25 protein-coding genes and 1 riboswitch are annotated in these 21,375 nt (G+C 45.0%); of the genes, 2 read left to right on the top strand and 23 right to left on the bottom strand.

Translation table 11 applies throughout. The features are described 5' to 3' along the window. Position 1: 1 nt before the first annotated feature. The 5 genes from NYR53_RS21345 to NYR53_RS21365 form a co-directional block, all read right to left on the bottom strand. Complete coding sequence (locus NYR53_RS21345) at positions 2-652, bottom strand: precorrin-8X methylmutase (RefSeq protein ID WP_029192918.1); 651 nt, start codon at positions 650-652, stop codon at positions 2-4. A gap of 5 nt (positions 653-657) precedes the next feature. After that, positions 658-1,434, bottom strand: coding sequence for a precorrin-6A reductase (gene cobK, locus NYR53_RS21350; RefSeq protein WP_261301195.1), 777 nt, complete (start codon positions 1,432-1,434; stop codon positions 658-660). After that, on the bottom strand, positions 1,431-2,363 hold the full coding sequence (locus NYR53_RS21355; protein ID WP_261301196.1) for a sirohydrochlorin chelatase: 933 nt from the start codon (positions 2,361-2,363) through the stop codon (positions 1,431-1,433). Before NYR53_RS21355 ends, cobK begins: the two co-directional genes overlap by 4 nt. Positions 2,364-2,382: 19 nt before the next feature. Next, positions 2,383-4,077, bottom strand: a complete 1,695-nt coding sequence (gene cobJ, locus NYR53_RS21360) for a precorrin-3B C(17)-methyltransferase (protein WP_261301197.1) — start codon at positions 4,075-4,077, stop codon at positions 2,383-2,385. 141 nt (positions 4,078-4,218) lie between these two features. Next, positions 4,219-4,420, bottom strand: a riboswitch (cobalamin riboswitch). Positions 4,421-4,462: 42 nt separating this feature from the next. Beyond that, the gene (locus NYR53_RS21365) at positions 4,463-4,693 is read right to left on the bottom strand and encodes a hypothetical protein (protein ID WP_261301198.1); all 231 of its coding nucleotides are present in this window, start codon (positions 4,691-4,693) and stop codon (positions 4,463-4,465) included. 163 nt (positions 4,694-4,856) lie between these two features. On the opposite strand from NYR53_RS21365, the gene NYR53_RS21370 reads away from it, so the two are divergent. Then, positions 4,857-5,435: a guanylate kinase gene (locus tag NYR53_RS21370; protein ID WP_261301199.1), complete on the top strand. Its 579-nt coding sequence runs from the start codon at positions 4,857-4,859 to the stop codon at positions 5,433-5,435. 67 nt (positions 5,436-5,502) lie between these two features. Here the strand turns inward: NYR53_RS21370 and NYR53_RS21375 are convergent, their stop codons facing one another. The 3 genes from NYR53_RS21375 to NYR53_RS21385 all read right to left on the bottom strand — a co-directional run bounded on the left by NYR53_RS21375 (position 5,503) and on the right by NYR53_RS21385 (position 7,448). Beyond that, complete coding sequence (locus NYR53_RS21375; protein WP_261301200.1) at positions 5,503-5,928, bottom strand: hypothetical protein; 426 nt, start codon at positions 5,926-5,928, stop codon at positions 5,503-5,505. 78 nt (positions 5,929-6,006) lie between these two features. Then, positions 6,007-6,483, bottom strand: coding sequence for an SRPBCC family protein (locus NYR53_RS21380; RefSeq protein ID WP_261306467.1), 477 nt, complete (start codon positions 6,481-6,483; stop codon positions 6,007-6,009). A gap of 8 nt (positions 6,484-6,491) precedes the next feature. Beyond that, positions 6,492-7,448 carry an MBL fold metallo-hydrolase gene (locus NYR53_RS21385; protein ID WP_261301201.1) on the bottom strand — a complete coding sequence of 319 codons (957 nt, stop codon included), beginning with the start codon at positions 7,446-7,448 and terminating at the stop codon, positions 6,492-6,494. A 365-nt stretch (positions 7,449-7,813) separates the two neighbouring features. Here NYR53_RS21385 and NYR53_RS21390 point away from each other — a divergent pair, with 365 nt between their 5' ends. Further along, positions 7,814-7,909 (top strand): YjcZ family sporulation protein, encoded by a 96-nt coding sequence (locus NYR53_RS21390; RefSeq protein ID WP_082615175.1) that lies wholly within the window; start codon positions 7,814-7,816, stop codon positions 7,907-7,909. 170 nt (positions 7,910-8,079) lie between these two features. On the opposite strand, the gene NYR53_RS21395 is transcribed toward NYR53_RS21390, so the two are convergent. From NYR53_RS21395 to amaP, 15 genes are all read right to left on the bottom strand, one after another. After that, positions 8,080-8,310: a helix-turn-helix domain-containing protein gene (locus tag NYR53_RS21395; RefSeq protein ID WP_261301202.1), complete on the bottom strand. Its 231-nt coding sequence runs from the start codon at positions 8,308-8,310 to the stop codon at positions 8,080-8,082. A gap of 39 nt (positions 8,311-8,349) precedes the next feature. Next, on the bottom strand, positions 8,350-9,144 hold the full coding sequence (gene spo0A, locus NYR53_RS21400; protein ID WP_261301203.1) for a sporulation transcription factor Spo0A: 795 nt from the start codon (positions 9,142-9,144) through the stop codon (positions 8,350-8,352). 232 nt (positions 9,145-9,376) lie between these two features. Beyond that, positions 9,377-10,717, bottom strand: coding sequence for a SpoIVB peptidase (spoIVB, locus tag NYR53_RS21405; protein WP_261306468.1), 1,341 nt, complete (start codon positions 10,715-10,717; stop codon positions 9,377-9,379). Positions 10,718-10,834: 117 nt separating this feature from the next. Beyond that, positions 10,835-12,562, bottom strand: a complete 1,728-nt coding sequence (gene recN, locus NYR53_RS21410) for a DNA repair protein RecN (RefSeq protein WP_261301204.1) — start codon at positions 12,560-12,562, stop codon at positions 10,835-10,837. A gap of 15 nt (positions 12,563-12,577) precedes the next feature. Beyond that, a complete protein-coding gene (gene ahrC / locus NYR53_RS21415) occupies positions 12,578-13,027 on the bottom strand; it encodes a transcriptional regulator AhrC/ArgR (RefSeq protein ID WP_029197140.1) in 450 nt (149 codons plus the stop codon). A 2-nt stretch (positions 13,028-13,029) separates the two neighbouring features. Continuing rightward, positions 13,030-13,482 (bottom strand): hypothetical protein, encoded by a 453-nt coding sequence (locus NYR53_RS21420; RefSeq protein ID WP_261301205.1) that lies wholly within the window; start codon positions 13,480-13,482, stop codon positions 13,030-13,032. A 113-nt stretch (positions 13,483-13,595) separates the two neighbouring features. Beyond that, a complete protein-coding gene (locus NYR53_RS21425) occupies positions 13,596-14,429 on the bottom strand; it encodes a TlyA family RNA methyltransferase (RefSeq protein ID WP_261301206.1) in 834 nt (277 codons plus the stop codon). 37 nt (positions 14,430-14,466) lie between these two features. Continuing rightward, positions 14,467-16,353, bottom strand: a complete 1,887-nt coding sequence (gene dxs / locus NYR53_RS21430) for a 1-deoxy-D-xylulose-5-phosphate synthase (RefSeq protein ID WP_261301207.1) — start codon at positions 16,351-16,353, stop codon at positions 14,467-14,469. 119 nt (positions 16,354-16,472) lie between these two features. Then, positions 16,473-17,330 carry a polyprenyl synthetase family protein gene (locus tag NYR53_RS21435; protein ID WP_261306469.1) on the bottom strand — a complete coding sequence of 286 codons (858 nt, stop codon included), beginning with the start codon at positions 17,328-17,330 and terminating at the stop codon, positions 16,473-16,475. A 49-nt stretch (positions 17,331-17,379) separates the two neighbouring features. Next, the gene (gene xseB / locus NYR53_RS21440; RefSeq protein ID WP_029197145.1) at positions 17,380-17,634 is read right to left on the bottom strand and encodes an exodeoxyribonuclease VII small subunit; all 255 of its coding nucleotides are present in this window, start codon (positions 17,632-17,634) and stop codon (positions 17,380-17,382) included. Then, complete coding sequence (xseA, locus tag NYR53_RS21445; RefSeq protein ID WP_261301208.1) at positions 17,621-18,991, bottom strand: exodeoxyribonuclease VII large subunit; 1,371 nt, start codon at positions 18,989-18,991, stop codon at positions 17,621-17,623. The genes xseB and xseA overlap by 14 nt, the downstream gene beginning before the upstream one ends. An 8-nt stretch (positions 18,992-18,999) precedes the next feature. Next, entirely contained in the window at positions 19,000-19,866 is an 867-nt protein-coding gene (folD, locus tag NYR53_RS21450) for a bifunctional methylenetetrahydrofolate dehydrogenase/methenyltetrahydrofolate cyclohydrolase FolD (RefSeq protein ID WP_261301209.1), read from the bottom strand. Between the two features lie 87 nt (positions 19,867-19,953). After that, entirely contained in the window at positions 19,954-20,412 is a 459-nt protein-coding gene (gene nusB, locus NYR53_RS21455; protein ID WP_261301210.1) for a transcription antitermination factor NusB, read from the bottom strand. Positions 20,413-20,552: 140 nt separating this feature from the next. Continuing rightward, entirely contained in the window at positions 20,553-20,780 is a 228-nt protein-coding gene (locus NYR53_RS21460; RefSeq protein ID WP_261301211.1) for a DUF2273 domain-containing protein, read from the bottom strand. 14 nt (positions 20,781-20,794) lie between these two features. After that, positions 20,795-21,355 (bottom strand): alkaline shock response membrane anchor protein AmaP, encoded by a 561-nt coding sequence (gene amaP / locus NYR53_RS21465; protein ID WP_047673941.1) that lies wholly within the window; start codon positions 21,353-21,355, stop codon positions 20,795-20,797. Positions 21,356-21,375 lie beyond the last annotated feature (20 nt).

Genomic DNA, 21,375 nt, shown 5'->3' on the forward strand with positions numbered 1-21,375 from the left:
GCTACTCCTTGCGCGCCGCCATGATGGACAGCGCGTTGACGGCTGCGACGGCAACCGGACTTCCGCCTTTGCGGCCAATGTTCGTGATGAACGGAATGTCCAGCTTGGCCAGTTCATCCTTCGATTCCGCTGCGGAAACGAAGCCAACAGGCACACCGACGATGAGCCCCGGCTTCGCGATTCCTTCTTTGACGAGACGAATCAATTCCAGCAGAGCTGTCGGTGCATTCCCAATCGCATAGATGGCGCCATCTGCTTCCTTGATCGCTTTGCGAATGGAAATAATCGCCCGTGTCGTGTTCAGACGCTTGGCTTCCTCCATGACATCCTTGTCCGAAATATACACTCTCACATCGCCGCCGAATTGCTCGATACGCGGTTTACTGATACCGACTTGCACCATCTGAACGTCGGCTACAACGAGTTTACCAGCTCGAATGGCAGCAATACCCGCTTCGATTGCCCTCGGATGAAAGACAAGACTGCGTCCTAATTCAAAGTCCGCAGAAGCATGAATCACACGCTGAACAACCGGATATTGCTCCGGTGTAAACGTATGCTCGCCTAATTCCTCTGTAATCATCTCAAAGCTTTTCTCTTCAATTTCTTGTGGTTGTACCGTTAAAGGTTTAAAATCCGTATGAAAATCCATCCTATTTAGCCCTCCTTATGAATGCTATCGTTTATAAATTGGATAACGCCTTCAAAGTCAGAATAATGCGTACCATATTCCAGTTCCGGTCTACCGATCACAATACTCGGAATACCCATTTCCAGCGCGGCTTCGAGCTTCTCATCCACAGCACCGACTTTCCCGCTTTCTTTTGTTATCATCAAGGTCACTTTGTAATGGTCATAAAGAGCTTTATTTAACTCTTTGGAAAAAGGGCCCTGCATAGCCACTATATTTTTCTGCTCAATACCCAGTTCTTCGCATTTCTCCATATTATCTTGGCGCGGAAGCATCCGCGCAATGAGCCTCGTATCAGGAAGCCCAATGAGACGATCAGCAAAAATCTTCAACGTTTTGCTCCCGGTTGTCAGCATAATGCTGCCACGCTTCTCAGCTGCTAACTCTGCAGCCTGTTTATAATCATCAACCGTCGTAACAAGCGCACTTTGCTCGATGGACAAGCTTTGACGTTCGAAACGCACATATGGTACTGCTGCCAGCTTAGCAGCCGCTATCGCATTCTTGGACGCTTCCTCCGCAAAAGGGTGGGTCGCATCGACAACCATGCGAAAGCCTTTATCTTGAATTAGCTGGTTCATGTTTTCCGCAGTCAGGCGACCTGTGAGTACCGGAAGCCCTTCCGCTTCCATGCTCTTCGCTGCGCTTTCGGTCACAACCGTTGTGAGCACTGCATAACCTGACGCGCGAATTCCTAACGCCAGCTCCCTCGCGTCACTCGTACCTGCAAGAACGAGAATCATCGTTTGTCACCTCTTGAATGAGCATGGTCATGATCATGGGCGTGATGATCGTGATGATCGTGGTCATGATCGTGATCGTGATCCTGGTGGTGATGGTCGTCATGATCATGATGGTGATGATGATCGATATGCTTCATCGCCTCAAGACGATATTGGCACATGTCACAGTTCATCTTCACTTCATCCTGAAGCGCTTCCTGTGCGCGTCCAATCAAAATCTCTTGAAGCAGTGGATGGAAGCCAAAATAAGGAGCCATTTGGAATTGTTTATCCGGATACGTTTCCCGATATCCTTGAACCATTTGTTCCATTCGTTGAATCAAAACACCCGTGAACAGGAAATAAGGCAAAATGATGACCTTCTTTGCGCCAAGCAGCAAACAACGCTCAATCCCAGCATCCATCAGAGGTGCTGTAACTCCGATAAAAGCTGTTTCCACCCACTTCACCTGAAGCTTCTCCCAGAATAAGCGAGAGATTTTAAACAGATCGCTATTCGCGTCTGCATCACTGCTTCCACGTCCAACAATAAGTAAAGCTGTTTCATCTAAAACCTCTTTCAATTGAACTCCGAGATCTTCTACCCTGGAGGATAAAATATCCAGAATTTGTTCATGCACCCCAATAGGCCTGCCGTATGTAAACTTCACCAAAGGATATTTTATTTTCGCGTCATCAATAGAAGACGGGATATGAATTTTGGCATGCCCAGCCGCAAATAAAATAATCGGAATGACCACAATGTGAGTTGCCCCTAATTCTACACAGCGGTCAATTCCTTGCATAATCGTTGGTTGAACAAATTCCAGGAAACATGTTTCCACAATTTGTTCTTTCATCTTACTCGCAATTTCTGAAACAAAGAGACGAACTTCCTCATTCCCGCCTTCTTCCCGACTCCCATGACCCACAAATAAAACAGCATTCATCCTTTATTTCCCCCTCATTTTAATCGCCGCAAATGGCATTTTCGATAACGAAACCTACCATTTCTTGATGACGGTAGCCTTCAATTTCTTTGACACGCTTGAAAAATTTATGAAACCGTTCGTTCGGATGTCCTTCTTTTTGGTAACGTTCCACGATCCTGCCAACTAAATCGACAAGCTCCTCGGGTGCAATTCCTTCTGCAACGGGTTGAGCCGCATGTGCATTTCGACCAACTGTTTTTCCGCCAAGAAAAAGATCAAATTTCTCTTTGCGGTAGACGATGCCGATATCTTGCTGAACTGCCCCATAACAAGCCATTCCACACCCGTTGAAACCAATTTTCAACTCTTTAGGTACCTCTAGATTGCCAATACGATGGTGGATGGCTTCCGCATATGGAATAGATTCGCCTTTTTCCAAATTACAAAAGTCGCATGCTTTGATTTGGGCAACATCACCAATCGGAGATAACAATAAACCAAGCGCACTTAATTCGGATGTAATCTGGTTAGGGTTATTGGTTTGCACACGAACAATCAGTTGATGATGCGGTGAATATTCAATATCTCCACGATCTCCAACAATCTCGCCTAACGCACACAACTGGGCAGCTGTTAACTTTTTATTCGCGATACCGGGACTTACGGCAAACTCAAAGATAGATTGGGTCGCAGTCAGCTTATTGTCAAATTCAAAAGACACCTCTTCAGTCCCTTTGGATACTAGCTGCAAGGCTTCCATTGCAAGTTGTAAGGAGTTGCTAGGAGATAAATTAGGCGATGATTTCAGCTGGGAAGTTTCTTTATTTTCAGTTACCTCATCATCCATGAATTCATCTTCTTCATCGAACTCCTCCATGGATTCATCAAAGATCTGCTCATCCAATTGTTCCAAAGCCCACGGCTCAGCCTCGGATTTCAACCTTTGGTGTGGTTTAAGCGGCTGTGTTTCAGCCCCTAATGTGTATTTCCGCTGATAACCGCGCGGTGTAATCATGAGACCGTCATACAGCTTGGTTGCGGAATTTCCAATAATAATGGTCGTTAACATGCCAATATCATGATTCAACATATCAGCAAGCGTCGTCACAACAACATGCTCGCGATCTCGATACGCGCTTTTTACAATCCCAACGGGTGTTAAAGGAGAACGATGCTTTAGGAGAATGCGCTGCGTTTCCACGATTTGTCTGGTCCGTCTACCGCTTCGCGGGTTATAGAGAGCAATGACGAAATCAGCCATACCCGCAGCCTCAACCCGCTTCGCAATCAGCTCCCAAGGCGTCAGATGATCACTCAAGCTGATGGTGCAAGAATCATGCATTATGGGTGCCCCCAGCAGAGAACCAGCCGAATGAACAGCTGAAATGCCAGGAATCACTTCCACTTGAACGCCTTCATGCTGAGTCCAGCCTTGTTCCATCAAAACCTCATAAACAAGACCGGCCATCCCATACACACCGGAGTCTCCACTGGAAATAACAGCAACTTTCTTACCCTGCTTGGCTTGCCGCACAGCCTCTTGCGCACGACTCACTTCTTCCGTCATGCCAGTACGAACGACTTGCTGTTCGCTTAATAGACCTGCGATAAGATCCACATAGGTGTTATATCCAATGATAACTTCACTTTCCTGTATCGCTTCCCGTGCACGCTTCGTAATATGTTCAAAACTCCCCGGTCCAAAGCCGATTATGAGCAGTTTTCCTGACAATTTGTATCACCCTTCCCCAGAATTACACAAACAAAAAAAGCATCCCTAACATAAGTCATGTTAGAAATGCTTGTTAAATTACAACAGTTAAAAAAACCAGAAGTAACCGCTCTCTAACACTCCCTAATTCCTCGTAGGGTTATTGTGTTGTTGAATTAGGCAGGTCTCCTGACTTCATCATCCCCTTGCACCTTCCCAGGTTTGTCACCCAGTGGCATGCTGCAAGGAGTTACCGAATAAACGGCGATGTTCACAGTGGCGGGTCCGTGCCGGTATTTCACCGGTCTTCCCTTTTAACCATACACCCGAATGGATCTATGGCACCTAATTCCTTTGATATGCAATTACGATCATCCTACCATCTATCGATAGGGTTGTCACGTATTTATTCATAGATAGCCTGGTAGAGTCCTTCCATCAAACTCTGGTAACTGCTTGGATCATAGGTCACTTCAGCAAAAGAAACTTGAATGACCTTGTTGATCGTTTTAACGATAAAAAAACTATCCTCCCCACGCTCCGGGTCAATATAAGTATAGCACTCTAAGTGATTGCTTCCCGTTTTTTGACGTAAAAATTCCGTTGCTTCCGCACTCAAATTCGCATATTTAGGCATAGTTAGCTTCCTTTCCATTAAACGAAGTGATGCTATCTATTATAACGTATTTTTACCCTTTGATTCCTATCAAAACAAGAAAGTATTTCTTTAATTTTCAGAATTTTCGTACTATAATGAATCTATCAAGATATCGCTTTCATTATATGAAGGAGGAATTGATATGAGCAGTCATGAAACGAATGGATTGGTCTTTGTCTTTACGGGCACTAGCGGTTCTGGTCGTAAAACAATTGCCCATCACATTGCCAAAGAGCTTGGTTTCTCATCTGTCGTCTCCTACACAACTCGAACACCTAGACCCAAAGAAATCAACGGGAAGGATTATAATTTCATCTCGCGCAAAGCGTTCATTGACAGTGACATTGCAGGTGAATTTTTTCAAACTGTTGAAATTGACGGGAATTTCTATGGAATTAAGAAAGCGGACATCGATGAAGCGCTTCGCAAAGACGGACTTATCTATGTCATTGTGAATCGTTATGCAGCTAACCGTTTCAAGTATACATTTGGAGAAAGAGCGATCCGCTTGTTCATCTATGTCAATAAACAAACGATCATGGAACGCATGCTTGCTCGAAACACGCCAACGGACGTCATTGACCACTACATGAACCACTACATAGAGGAAGTCTCCTACCGCAAGGATTGTGAGCATGTTTTTGAGAATATGAATTTACAAGAAACGATCGGCAAAGTAAAAGCAACCATGCTCGCTCACATGCCGACTACAACTAGTTAAATGTGCCAATAACACCAAGAGACCCGGTGATCGACATCACCGAGTCTCTTTTTTACGATCCAACATTTCATTTTAATGGGGCTTTTTTCCGCTTCAAAGCCACGAATCCGCCTAATAGTGAAACCGGTACAATGACGACAAAACCAAGCAGCTCATACCATAACGGAATGCTATGATTGGTTAACATGGAATCAAATCCGATTGCAGCGCCTATGACACCAATAATGGCCGCATTGAAATATTCGGCACGCTTTGCAACCTTAGCGGCGATGAATCCGCCAAGAAACGACCAGAACAAACCAACTACCAGAAGCAAAAGCATCAGGCCTACATTCGAATATATAACACTAACATCATGCTCATCCACTGGGCGATTAGCAAAATATATACCGCCAATTAACGAAGTCGATATCAAAGTCCCCAAATTATCAACCGCTATGCCAAGCAATACACCCAGAAAATGAAATTTTCGTTCACTTTTTTGTTCAACCATAGATTCTTCTTCTCTCCTGATCACTTCGACCTACCAACCTTATCCATAATACCATGTGGCCGTCTTAGTATCCAGTTCTCACCTAGATGACCTTGCAGACTCGGCTGTCTCTTCGGCTATCATCTTCACGTAATTATTGCGCTTTTCAAGAAATTGAGTCATATATTTTGCTAAAAACAAATGATCGACAAGCTTCCCCAATCCTCCAAATGGCGAGGTGTAATCGAACGTATCTATCATCAAAGTTCCTTGTTCTACAGTTACAAACTCATGAGTATGACGAAATCGCTTGAACGCCCCTCTTACCATTTCATCCACAAAGTAATGTGGCTTCTCCATCTCTGTAATCTGGGCAGTCAATTGCTGCTTAATACCTAAGTGATAAGCTTCCCAAGTCACTGTTTCGCCACGCTCAATCAAACCCTGAGTCCTGCCTGCTAACGCTCTTTCCTTCGTATGAGAGGTTGATTCTGCATGGATATCTATACTCCTTGCCAAATCAAAACACACTTCAATAGGTGCATGAATAAGTAACTCCTGACGTATAATCGGCATTGACTCCTCTACTTCCACCAAGTTTCTATCGGATAATCCGCAGCATCAACGGTGACCGTTTGACCTATTTTCGGTGTGACAATTGACACTTTGTTAGCATGCGCTGCCCTTGTGGCACGCTCTACCGGATCTGTCCAATCATGTAAAGCCAGCGTGAACGCCCCCCAATGTATCGGAATCATCAGCTTACCATTCACATCCATATGGGCTTTCACCGTTTCTTCCGGCATCATATGAATATCAGACCAGCGATCATCGTATTGACCACACTCCATCAGAGTAAGATCGAACGGACCATATTTTAGCCCAATTTCTTTGAAATGAGGGGAATACCCACTATCACCACTGAAGAAGATCTTGGATTGTCTTCCTTTGATCACCCACGAACACCAAAGGGATGCACCACGATCTGTCATGCTTCTCCCCGAAAAGTGTATAGCTGGCGTACAGGCCAACGCTAAACCTTCAAACGCAAACTCATCCCACCAATCATACTCTTCGATCTTCTCTGGCTGCACACCCCATCTGATCAGATGACCGCCAACCCCAAGCGGGACAAAAAACTTATTCACTTTATGCTTTATTTTCATGATCGATCCATAATCCAAATGATCATAATGGTCATGTGACAAAATGACGGCATCAATCACGGGCAGCTGCGCAATTTCAAAAGGCAATCCACCGCTATATCTTCCCTTCCCGAACCATGGAAACGGCGAAGGAGCTTTGCCGAACATGGGATCTAATAATAGGGCTTTTCCATCGATCGTTAGCAAGGAGGCCGAATGACCAAACCAGGTCACTTTCGTTTCCATATCCTTGGTCAAATTAGGTGTTTCCATCGCTAATGGCGTCATTGGACGTCGATTAGGACTGCTTTTCGCAAAATCTAGCAAGATCCCGACCGTATTCCCAATGCCCATATTCATCATGGTCGGGACAGGATTTTGGAATTTCCCATTCAAATACTGAGGGGATCGAGAGAAAGCCTGGGTCTTCTCCTTCGAGGGTCTCCGTCCAAATACAGGATAAACATTCATAAAAAGAACAATAAAGCACACAATGCCCACTACAATACTCGTCAAAATAAGTAACAACTTCTCTTCCGCCTCCAGGTTAAGCTTATTGGAATAGTCTTTTTACAACTAGATGTATTAACGTAAATCCGCACCGTATGGTTCCAAGATTTGATTAACTACCCTGATGAAAGTCGCAATTTTTTTCAAAAATAGGGACAAAAGCACAATCAGTCGATTCGCCCAAACATTCCTCCAAAATAGTCATAAGCTATCTCGAAACACAAACCACTTTCAGTTGGAGGTTGATTCGAATGAGTTGTGGAACTGGCGTAGGTTATACTTCTTCAGCAGCAATCTTGGTACTGTTCATTTTATTGGTTATCATCACTAGCGCTTTTGTTTGGTAATTTGAAAACAAATACAGAAAGGCTACCTATCCTCATAGGTAGTCTTTCTGACATTCCCCTGCAACGATAAGGTCCATTTTTTATATGAAAAGTACATTGAAAGTTTGATAAAATAAAAAAGAACGCTCTGGATTGGAGCGCCCTCTTTTTGATATATAGTCTTACAGCCATCAATTTAACACGTTAGACTCGATCGCGACTAATTCATACAAATCATTCACATCACACCCTAAGGTGTCAGCGATTGATATAGCAGACTTAAGCGGCATGATTCTTTTGTTTTCAACAAAGTCGGTAATCCGCTCTGGCTTGTAAAGCAAAGTTCGAGCAAGATCAAAGGCAGTCATGTTGGATTCAAGTAATCGCTCACTAAGCAGGCAGCGACCGAGCTCATATTTCATTCTGATGACCTCCGAAACATTACAAAGATTCTAACCCTCTCAAGAAACCTTATGCTCGATGCGGAGCTTATCAGCAACCATCGCAATAAATTCTGAATTGGTCGGTTTCGATTTCGAGATGTTGATTGTATATCCGAAGATAAACGAGATGGAGTCAATGTTGCCGCGCGTCCAAGCAACTTCAATCGCATGACGAATGGCACGCTCAACGCGGCTAGGTGTAGTCTTGTACTTCTCTGCAATAGCTGGGTACAATGTTTTGGTGATCGCACCAAGGATTTCGATATTATTGTAAACCATCGTAATCGCTTCGCGAAGATATTGATATCCTTTAATATGCGCAGGAACGCCGATTTCATGTATGATGCTGGTGATATTAGCATCTAAGTTTTTACCTTTAGGCATATGTACGATATTTGCACGTGATGTGGAAGTGGTTGCGGATGTTTGATTGTTACCAACAAGCTGGCGAATACGATTCGTTAATGTTTCCATATCAAAAGGCTTGAGAATGTAGTAAGAGGCTCCAAGTTGCACAGCTTTTTGAGTGATATTTTCTTGCCCAAATGCAGTTAGCATGATGATTTTCGGTTGTGTGGGAAGATTCATCTCACGCATTTTTTCAAGTACACCCAAGCCATCTAAGTGAGGCATAATAATATCTAAAATGAGTACATCCGGTAATTCACGTTGTTGTTCTAGAAACCGAAGAACTTCGTTACCGTTGTACGCCACTCCCACAATTTCCATATCCTCTTGCTCACCAATGAACTCTGATAATAAATGGGTAAACTCACGGTTGTCATCTGCTAGTAACACTTGAATTTTTTGCAACTTAAAATCCTCCTTTAGCTACTCAACAAGTTGGTAATTCTCTCTTAAGTAAAGGTATTCGACACCCCAACTTAAATTCCTTCTGTCGAATATTATTTTTCTTTTCTTTTAATTCACTTTCTTATATAATAATATATTTATCTTCTATATCCAACATTTTTCGACAAATTCACAGAAAACTATGTTTTTCCTTGTAGAATGAGGTTAAAATAAAATAAAGAATCAAAGGCTTCTAGCTCGCCTTTGATTCTTTGTAAGAGGCTCCTGAAGAAGGTCTAAGGATAATACCTGAGTCCTGAAGCATCCACTCGATAAAACAACCGTAACCACTTGTTGGATCATTCACAAATACGTGAGTAACAGCTCCGATTAACTTGCCATTCTGGATAATAGGGCTGCCGCTCATCCCTTGCACAATACCGCCAGTCTTATCTAACAATCGCGGATCCGTGATTTTGATGACCATTCCTTTGGTTCCTGGAATGTCTTGTTTAGATACATGGACTACTTGAATGTCAAATTTCTCGACCTTCTGTCCTTCCACAACTGTATAAATTTGAGCAGGGCCTTCTTTCACTTCTTCAGCGAAAGCAACAGGTATGGGTTCTTTATCCAAGCTGTGGTCAGGAGCAGCATACATTTTGCCAAAAATACCGAATGCCGTGTTTCTTTCGATATTACCAATGACTTTACTATCTTTGTACAAGGTAGCATGTTTCTCGCCAGGATCTCCATTATGGCTCTTAGAAATTGAGGTCACATTAGAGTACACAATATCGCCGTCACCAACGATGATTGGCGTTTGGGTATCCATATCGGTGATCACATGTCCCAGTGCCCCGTACACGCCTTGATCCGGTGCGTAGAAGGTTAGAGTACCAACACCCGCAGCTGAGTCCCGAATGTACAAACCTAAGCGATAGGACTTATCTACGACGTCATAGACAGGCTGCAGCTTAACCATAATCTCTTCATTGTTACGAAGGATTTTTAGCTCCAGCGGTGTTTTGCTTTCTCCGGATTTGGCTACAAGATCAGCAACCTTACTAACATCCTTGGAATCTTTGCCATTGATCTTAGTAATTAAATCACCTACTTGAATTTTCGCTTCTTCACCAGGTGAAACTTTTTGGTCTTGGGCAACAGTTACTAAATGATGACCTACGACCAAAATACCGGCAGACTTAATTTTCACACCGATTGTTTGACCACCTGGGATGACTTTCAAATCCGGTACGACATTGACTTTAACGGTCTTGATGGGGATTGCACCGAACAGCTTGAGCTTCATTTCTGTTTGCCCAGAGTGATCGGATTGCAAAGAGATGGGTTCTTTCAAATTAACTTGAAATGAGTGCTTGGCATTGCCGTTAACCTTTACAATATCCGTATCTTTTACCGTGACTTGGGCGTTGACCGGCATTGTTAGTTGGAGCTGCTTCCCCTGCCCGCTGAATAAGCGAAGTTCCTGGGGGAAGGAGGCAAAGCTTTGAAAAGGCGGAGACAAACTTACCATACAAACGAAGAAGACGAGCAGGAGTCCGAACAATCTTTTTCTTTTGCTGGATTGCAATATCTTCACGCTCCTTCACACTTCCTTGAGCCCTGACGATTGTCTCGTCAAATGCGTACCTTTAAGTTAACCCCACTCTCCCCGTTTTATAACTGAAAATGCTGACTATCTATACTTTCATGCCCTTGCTTTCTTATTTCTTGCCATGGCAAGCATTTCCCCAGCATGATGCAGGGTGGTTTCCGTCACTTCAACACCCCCGAGCATCCTCGCTAATTCCTCAATTCGTCCAGAATCAGGCATATCTTGGACACGCGTAAATGTTCGTTCTTGATCTACTTCTTTACGAATGTAGAAATGAACATCTGCGAAACTAGCCACTTGTGGTAAATGCGTAATCGAGAAAACTTGGCAGTTTGTCGACAATGCGGACATTTTCTCTGCAATAGCTTGCGCCGCGCGGCCACTTACACCCGTATCCACTTCGTCGAATACAAGTACAGGAATTTGATCAATCCGTGCAAATATGGTTTTCATCGCGAGCATAATACGAGAGAGCTCTCCGCCAGAAGCAATTTTACTAAGACCGCGTAAAGGCTCTCCAGGATTGGGTGCCATGAGAAACTCAATTTGATCGATTCCTTGCCGTGAGAAACGTACTTTGTTGCCTTCAACTAGAATGCCGCGTTCGTCAAGTATTTGTTCCACTTGCACACGGAACTGCGTGCGTTCCATCTGCAAATCGCGTAGTTCGTGCTCAATTTGACCTGCAAGCTGTACTGCAATCCCTTTGCGCAAATTGGAAAGATCCAAAGCTGCTACACCCAACTGCTTTTCTTCGGCCGCAAGCTTGTCTTCTAATTTACGAATATGCTCATCTTTATTTTCAATGGTGTCGACTTCACTTTTAATTTTATCCAAATAAACGAGTATTTCTTTAATATTCTCTCCATATTTTCGCCGAAGAGACGTGATCAGATCTAATCTTTGTTCAATAAAATCCAAACGTGAAGGGTTAAACTCAATGCCATCTCGGTAGTCACGCAGTTGATAGGCAGCGTCTTCCATTTGATAATAAGCGGATTGCGCCTGCTCGAGAAGAGGATTTAGCTTCGTAGGGTCAAGTTGTACGATATCCTGCAGTCTGGAAACAGCCTTTCCGGCAGCATCTAAGCCACGGTTGGTCGCATAGAGGAAATCATAAGCCTCAGAAGTGCTTTGAAATAATTTTTCCGCGTTAGCCAGTTTTCGCTTCTCTTCGATTAAGGTCTCGTCTTCCCCCATTTTGAGCTTTGCAGCCGAAATTTCATCGATTTGAAAACGATATAAATCTAGCATTTGCAGCGCCTGTTTGCTAGTTTCTTGAATCTCTCGCAGCTCTTTTTGCAGCTTCATGTATTGATCATAGCTAGCTTGATAGTTTTTTTTCGCAGCCTCAACTTCAGAATCACCGAATAAATCGAGAGAATCAACATGTTCATCTACATTTAGCAGGGATTGATGCTCATGCTGACCATGAATATTAACCAGCCACTCCCCTGTTTTGCGAAGCATCGTCAAGTTTACAAGCTGACCATTAATTCGGCTGGAGCTTTTACCCGACGCGGTGATTTCTCTACGAATGAGTAAATGTTCACTGGCATCCGCACTGATGCCGAGTTCTGTAAGCGTATGCCAAACCGGATGCGTAGGCGGTAATTCGAACATTGCTTCAATCTCTGCTTTGTCCGCACCATAGCGTACCAACTCCGAAGATCCTCTACCGCCAACAATGAGTGTTAAGGCATCGATAATGATCGATTTACCTGCACCTGTTTCTCCTGTTAGGACATGAAAACCAGCTTTAAAACGAATATGTACATGTTCAATTACAGCCAAATTACGAATCGAAAGTTCTGTAAGCATGTGCTCCCCCTGAAATTAAGATAGTAATGACATAACTTCATCCACAAAAGTAAGGCTGTTCTCTTTGCCGCGGCAAATCACAAGAATAGTATCATCTCCGCAAATCGTCCCCATAACACCGTTCCACTCCAGATTATCAATAAGTGCGCATATCGTGTTCGCGGTGCCTGGCAAACATTTCATCACGACAAGATTGTCGGTATGGTCGATGCTTACAAAATGGTCACTCAAAGCCCTTCGCAGTCTTTGCATCGGATTAAATCGCTGATCGGCCGGCATGGAGTACTTATATCTGCCATCATCTAAGGGAACCTTAATCAAATGAAGCTCTTTGATATCGCGTGAGACTGTCGCTTGTGTGACATGAAAGCCAGCAGCTCGAAGAGTCTCTACCAATTCATCCTGCGTTTCAATCTCGTGGTTCGTAATAATCTCTCTGATTTTTACATGCCTTTGACCTTTCATCCTTACACCTCTATATGAAATGTGATTTTTTTTATTTTGTTTAGAGCCATATCCACATATAGCACGCCGTCAGCTTCTGGATAAATCAAACTATAGGCTAGCAGCATATCTCGAACAGCGCTGCCTGTCATTTCAAGCGGTTTACGTTCCTTCGCTACTTTCACGAGGTAAATCTGCTCTTCTTTCTGGGCAAAATAGTCGATGAATAACCGGCTTTCCAGCTGTTCTCTTTCATTGATCGTCATCCTGATAGGGATTTTCGTTTTACCGGCAATCACATCGAAGCCAGCTCCTTCAAGCAGTTCCACAACTTCATCCTGCGGTATTTCTGAGTGTCTAGGAAACCTTCTTCGCTTCTTATTCGGTCCGTCTAGCCACCTTTGGAATCGCCAAAAGATAATGCCTACAACTATGATCAGGATTAACAAAATGACTTTAACATCGCCTTGTTCCATGTCCTTCACCTCGCCATAGTATTCGCGGATTTACCCGGAAAATCCTTTTTTATGAAGCAAGCGTAAGTGAAAAAACCCATCTCTGGGCCGCAAAGGCGTTCTCAAAGATGAGTTTATTTGCCGTGCAATTTTTGTGCTTCTTTGACCGTCTCCGCAATCAAAACCTTCAGAGAAGAAGCGTCAGCAAGAGAAACACTGTCATCCGTATCACTAGACCAATAGGCAAGGAATTCAATGTTCCCTTCTCCGCCTGTTATCGGTGAGAAGGTCAGCCCTTTCAAGCGAAAGCCTAACTCTTCTGCAAAAGTTAACACAGTGGTCAGCACATCCACATGCACATCGGGATCGCGTACAACACCAGATTTCCCAACTTTCTCTCTACCTGCCTCGAACTGAGGCTTAATGAGGGCAACCACTCGCCCCTGATTTAACAAGATCTCCTTCAGTGGCGGTAAAATAATACGCAATGAAATGAACGAAACATCAATGCTTGCAAAGGTAGGTCGTGGACCGTTCAAGTCCTCCATTTTCGTATAGCGGAAATTCGTTCTCTCCATAACATGAACACGTTCATCATTACGAAGCGACCAGTCCAATTGATTATAGCCAACATCAACAGCATATACAGAAGAAGCACCATTTTGCAGAGCACAGTCTGTAAACCCGCCTGTCGATGCTCCTATATCTAGCATAACTGCTCCGTTTAAGTCGATATCAAATTGTTTCAATGCCTTCTCTAATTTAAGGCCGCCTCTACTTACATAAGGATGAATGGCCCCTTTCACTTTCAAAACAGCCTTACGGCTGATCTTCATTCCCGCTTTATCTACAGGTTCTTCGTCAGCAAAAACAAGGCCTGCCATAATGGCGGCCTTTGCTTTCTCTCTACTTTCGAAATAACCTTGCTCAAGAAGCAATAGATCTAATCGTTCTTTATCCGATGACATTGTGTTTGTGTTACTCCTATTCTTATCATCCATATCCTTATGCTCGTTGTCGTTTACGTGGCACTAGTTTCTTCACTTCAGCGATTAAGTTTTGAGCGGTAAGTCCAACTTCTTCACGTTGTTCCTTCACGCTTCCATGCTCAACGAAGTAATCCGGGATACCCATGATTTGAACGTTTAGTCCAACGACTCCTTTGGCTGCATAGAATTCCATGACGCTGCTGCCAAGTCCGCCTTGGATTGCCCCTTCTTCCATCGTGATCATTGGAATAGACTCGCTCGCTAACTGAAGTAAGTAGGCTTCATCCAGCGGCTTAATGAATCGTGCATTGACAATGCGAAGGTTGATGCCTTCCTTAGCTAATTGTTCGGCTGCCTCTTCCGCAATCTGCACCATCGGTCCTACAGCAAGTACAGCCGCATAATCACCGTCACGTAGTGTCTCCCACGTACCGATTGGGATTGCTTTTGGCGCGTCAACAATACTCGAACCCGTTCCACTATTTCTTGGATAGCGGTATGCGATAGGTCCATCATTGTACTCAAGAGCAGTCTGCATCATATCTCTTAACTCACGTTCGTCCTTCGGCATCATAAGCACCATGTTCGGCAGCGACCGTAAAAATGAAATGTCGTATGCGCCATGATGAGTCTCACCATCAGGACCCACAAACCCCGCACGGTCAATAGCAAATGTAACATTCAGCTTCGGACGGCAAATGTCGTGAACGACTTGGTCGTAAGCTCTCTGTAGAAAAGTGGAATAGACGGCAAATACCGGTTTCAACCCTTCACTCGCAAGTCCTGCACAAAGTGTAGCCGCATGCTGCTCCGCAATCCCGACGTCAATCATCCGGTTAGGAAACTGCTTCGCGAACTTCAATAACCCAGAGCCTCCAGGCATAGCAGGAGTAACCGCAACAATTCTGGAGTCCTTCTCAGCAAGCTCGATTAACGTATTCCCAAAAATTTCTGTATACATAGGAGGACCTACGGATTTAAGTACTTGACCTGATTCGATCTTGTAAGGTCCTGGACCATGCCAACTATGCGAATCCTGTTCGGCTGGCGTGTATCCCTTACCTTTGGTCGTTACGACATGAACAAGCACAGGACCGCCTACTTTCTCGGCCTGTTTAAGCGTGTCGAGCAACACCGGCAAATTATGTCCATCTACAGGCCCAATGTAAGTGAACCCTAATTCCTCAAACCAAACACCGTTTAGTACAAAATATTTGAGACTGTCCTTCAGCTTTTCCGCGGTTTTGGCCAAGGTGTCGCCGATGGCAGGAATTTTCTTTAGTAAATGTTCAACTTCTTCTTTGGCCTTCAGATAATGACGATCCGAACGAATTTTGCTCAAATAATTATGAATAGCCCCGACATTGGGCGCAATCGACATTTCATTGTCATTCAGAATGACCATAATATTTTTCTTCTCATGACCAATGTGGTTCATTGCTTCTAACGCCATACCACCGGTAATCGCCCCATCACCGATAACGGCAACAACTTTATTGTGTTCACCTTTAAGATCGCGAGCCATCGCCATTCCCATTGCGGCAGATAGCGAAGTACTGCTATGCCCGGCTTCCCAGACGTCATGTTCACTTTCAGAACGTTTAACGAATCCACAAAGTCCCTTGTACTTGCGCAGGGTATCGAATTTATCTTTGCGACCGGTTAAAATTTTGTGTACGTAAGCTTGATGACCCACATCAAAAATAAATTTATCATACGGGCTGTGGAACAAGGTATGTAAAGCAATGGTGAGCTCAACCACACCTAAATTGGAGGACAAGTGTCCACCTGTAACGGAAAGCTTCTCAATCAGAAATTGACGAATTTCACCAGCCAATGTCTCAAGCTCCGTCAAGGATAAACGCTTCAAGTCCTCAGGCCGATTGATTTGTTCGAGCAGCACGCTTGTTTCCTCACTTTCAATGTGAAAATACTGAGATCGATTTCACCATTATATCATAATTTGGGTATTTCGTGTAAAACGACTCAACACTAGTGGAAAAGTTGATCCCAATAAAGGATTTAATGATCCCTCTGCATTAAGTAATCCGCCAGTTGGAGAAGCCTCTCAGGGTGTGCAATCTGTGCACGAAGCAGTGTTTCTTTGGCATGATTCGTTAAATCCTTGACCTTCTGTTCCGAGGCTTCCAACCCAATAAAAAAGGGATAAGTTACCTTCTGCTGCTTCTCATCGCTCTTCACGGGCTTACCTAACTTCTTCTCATCACCGATAATATCCAAAATATCATCCTGAATTTGAAAAGCAAGACCAATAGCATTGCCGAATTCACTAAGTGCACTCAGTTGCGCATCCGTTGCACCGGCAATATGACCGCCAGCACGTAAGGAGAAAACAATGAGATCACTCGTCTTATGCATATGAATAAAGGTTAATTCTTCGAGTTTGGTCATGCCTTGCTCCCCAAGCATATCTGCGGCTTGACCGCCAACCATCCCTCTTGCTCCCGCATATATGGCAAGTTCTTCTGTAATAGCCAGCACGCGTTCTGCTGGAATGCCATGGCTTTTATGAGCTTGCGTAACGCTGAAGAATGCTTGCGTCAGCAATGCATCGCCAGCTAGAATGGCCATGGCCTCCCCGTATACCTTATGATTCGTCAGCTTGCCACGGCGATAATCATCATTATCCATTGCTGGTAAATCGTCATGAACCAGAGAGTAGGTATGAACCATCTCAATAGCTAAAGCAACAGGCATCGCAGCTTCTAGGGAGCCCCCAAGCACTTCAGCGGCTGCGAGTACCAGAATGGGGCGCAAGCGCTTGCCTCCAGCCATTAAGGAATAGTTCATGGACTCACGTAGAGAACCAGGAACGTCCCAAGCTGTAGGCAGCGCTTGAATTAAAGCTGCTTCGACCATGTCTGCATGGGAAGCAATATATTCATGAATCGTTGACGTCTTCTTCAACCTAATTCCCCTTATCTTCCAAGACAGGTTGGAAAGGCTTCCTGCTCACAGTGCCTGTTTCACCTTCAACCAGCATCTCAATTTTCTTCTCCACTTGTTCAAGCTTCACACCGCACAGATGGGAGAGCCGCACGCCTTCCTGATATAACTCAATGGCTTTCTCCAATGGCACATCGCCGCTTTCTAATTGGGCAACAATGCGCTCCAGCTGTTCAATGGCTAGTTCAAAGCTAACTTCCGTTTCACTCGTAGACATCTCTGTTCTCCTCCATCCCCGATACCTGACAATTCAATCTACCGTCCTTCAGACGAATCTTAACGAAATCCCCAACCTTCACTTGAGAGACGGAACGAATGAGCTCCTGCTCTTGTTCGTCATACGCCAAGCTGTAGCCCCGCTGCATGACCTTCAGCGGGCTGAGGGCGTCCAAATGACGGACGCCGGACTGCCACTCCTGCTTCTTCGTGCGCAGGAGGGTCTGCATGGCCGTGAACATCTGCCGCCCCGCTGTATCCAAGCGCCGCCTTGCGGCCACGGCCTGCTCTTTGGGATTGAAGCTGGATAAGCGGCGCTCCAGCTTCAATCGCCGTTCCGCCAGCAGCGTGATACGCTGGCGCATGCGGTAACCGAGCTGCTCCGCCAGCCGGTCGAGCCGCTCCGCAGGCTGCATCAGCAGCTGCCTGCGGGGGTTCGTCAGGAACGGGGAGCGCTTCGCGCGCTCCAGCCGTTCCTGCTTGCGGCGCAGCTGCTGGAGCAGCCCGTAGTGCAGCCGCTGCGACAGCTGCGACAGCTGCTGCTTCAGCTCGTGGTGGTGCGGCACCGCGAGCTCGGCCGCCGCCGTAGGCGTCGGCGCTCTGAGATCGGCGACGAAGTCCGCGATCGTAAAGTCCGTCTCGTGGCCGACGGCCGAGATGACGGGAATTGCGGAAGCGGCGATACTCCGCGCAACGGCCTCCTCGTTGAATGCCCAGAGCTCCTCGAGCGAGCCGCCGCCGCGGCCAACGATGAGCACGTCGGCTTCACCGAGCCGGTTCATCACTTCGATCGCCTTGATGATCGAAGGTGCCGCCCCAGCCCCCTGTACCAAGACCGGGTACAGGAGAATCGGAATCGACGGAAAACGCCGTTGCAGCGTGATAATGACATCACGAATGGCGGCCCCCGTCGGTGACGTGATCACGCCGATCGCGCGCGGAAACCGAGGAATCGGTTTCTTGCGCTCCGCCGCGAACAGCCCTTCCCCTTCGAGCTTCTTCTTAAGCTGCTCGAAGGCCATATACAAACTGCCGATGCCGTCTGGCTGCATCGCCGTCACATAGAACTGATACGCTCCGTCTCTTTCATATACGGAAATATTACCGCGAGCGATCACTTTCGTTCCCTCTTTCGGAATAAAACCGAGCTTCTGGTTATGAGAAGCAAACATGATGCTTTTCAGCCTGCCATCTGCGTCTTTAATCGTAAAATACATATGGCCGCTGGAATGGTGAGTGAAATTAGAGATTTCCCCACGAACCCAAACATCCTGCAGACGGGAATCGCTCTCTAGCATGAGTTTAATATACCGGTTCAAATCCTTGACAGATAAGATCTTCGTCTCGTTTCTCGCCATACTCTCGATTAAACGCTCACATTCGCTTTAGCTGCGCGGCTAGCAGCATCAACGGTATTGCGAAGCAGCATCGTAATCGTCATTGGACCTACGCAACCAGGTACCGGTGTAATTGCACTTGCAACCTCTTTAACCGCTTCGAAATCAACATCCCCTGTCAGTTTACCATCAGCAGGACGATTCATCCCCACATCGATAACGACAGCACCAGGCTTCACGTGATGAGCTTTAATCAAATGTGCTTTACCGACCGCAACAACAAGAATATCCGCTTGTTTCGTGATTTCCTCCATATTCGGAGTACGAGAGTGAACAACGGATACCGTCGCGTGCTCGCGCAGAAGCAGCATAGCCATTGGTTTGCCTACGATGTTGCTTCTTCCTACAACAACAGCGTGCTTACCTGCTATTTCGACTCCTGTGCGTTTTAGAATTTCGATAACACCATGCGGTGTACATGGCTTCATACCGTCTTTGCCAATCATCAAATTACCGACATTCATGGGGTGGAAGCAATCCACGTCCTTAAGCGGATCAATTTCATCAACAACTGCTTCTTCATTGATATGCTTAGGCAGCGGTGATTGAACAAGAATGCCGTTAATTCGGTTATCGCTATTAAATTTATGAATAAGTGCAATTAACTCTTGTTGCGTTGTATGTTCCGGTAAACGATGTACTTCGGAATAAATTCCTACATCATCACAGGCTTTCGCTTTGTTTCTTACATAGACCTGTGAAGCCGCATCTTCTCCCACAATAACAACGACAAGACCAGGCTGGTTGCCTTGCGCAGTAAGCGCGGCCGCATCCGACCTGATCTCCTCACGGATGGAACTCACGAGTTCTTTCCCATTAATAACTTGTGCAGACATGTTATTTCCCCCTAAGAGTTTTGTGAAAAACATTTGCTTCGGGCTTGCTAAAGCTAAATATATAAATGGTTGAATAATCAATGCTAATTAGGACGGTGTTACTTTGCCCTTCAACTCTTCAACTTCTTTAATCATTTTACCAAGTACACCGTTAACGAACTTACCTGACTCCTCCGTGCCATAATGCTTGGCCAAATCAATCGCCTCATTGACGACAACTTTAGGTGGAACATCATCTCTGTATAGCATTTCATACGCAGCTAAACGCAGCACTTCACGATCAATCCGTGAGAGCCTGTCCATCGCCCATCCTTTTAAGTACTCTTCAAGCAGTTCATCAATTCTAACTTTGTTACTGTATGTACCCTCAACGAGTTCAATAATGTAAAGAGGGTCAATTTTATCTCCGGAAAAATTCAACTCTGTTTCATTATCATGTTCTGCTTCATGAATCGCAATTTGGACAGCTTCCTGAGGTGTAGCCTCATTCATCTGGATTTGGTAAAGGCTTTGTACAGCAATTTCTCGTGCAACTCTGCGTTTCATTGTGGTCCTCCTAAAGTTTTCGCCAGAAAATTGACTTCGTAAGCATTCGATTGTGTAATTCGTCCTAAAATCTCTTTTTACTAGTATACGTCATATTGGAATGAATCCAAACAAAAAAATCCATGGTAGAACCAGGGATTTTAGCGAAACATTCTCCATTTTTGCGTGAGATAGCGCCAAATGTCTTCAAGAATGACGAAACTCTCTTTCCGATCCAGTTTGTTCCCTACATACAAGCCGAGCAGAACAATGAATCCAAAGATCAACATATCCCAAAAACCAAAAAATAAATAAATGAAGCCGAAGAAAACGCCTGCTGCCACTCCGATCACTTTGCCCCTATGGGACGCCCACAGCTCATTCCACATGAGTGGGTTCACCTCTATTCGACTCGGCTTTTAAAAGTTGGGGCTGATTGCACGATGTTCGCTACGAATACGGTTACGGAAGCTACAGGAATGCCAGTAATATCTTCGATGTAACTTTTCACTGTACTTTGCATCTCTTCAGTAAGTTCAGGAATCGAACTTTCCCCATCCACAATGGTTCTGATCGTAATTTCTAGACCTGATTGATTCACCCTTACACGGGCGCGCAGATCTTTGGATCCTTTGATTCGACCAGCAGCTTTCAAAGATAAGTTCTCAACTGTTTCTATCGAGATGCGAATATCTCCGAAATCCGTTCGTTGGTCGATCGATGGCGCCTGAGAACGACCACGACGCAGTGTCAAAATGAGGAAGCGAACAGAGATCAGCAGCATGATCAGGCTGATGATAATCGCCGGGTACGCAAAGCTTTTTTCGAAATAAAAATTACTTAGCATTTGACCTGCTTGTTCTAACGGGATCCAGCTCGAAGCGGTGAACAAAACAACGATAGAAGCAACTAGAATAATTAGGCTATAGAGAAGTAGCAAGAGCCTGTCCACAATTTTACCCACGTAAGCTTGTCCCCTTCCTA

It is taken from the genome of Paenibacillus andongensis (genome assembly GCF_025369935.1).
Lineage (GTDB): Bacteria > Bacillota > Bacilli > Paenibacillales > NBRC-103111 > Paenibacillus_E > Paenibacillus_E andongensis.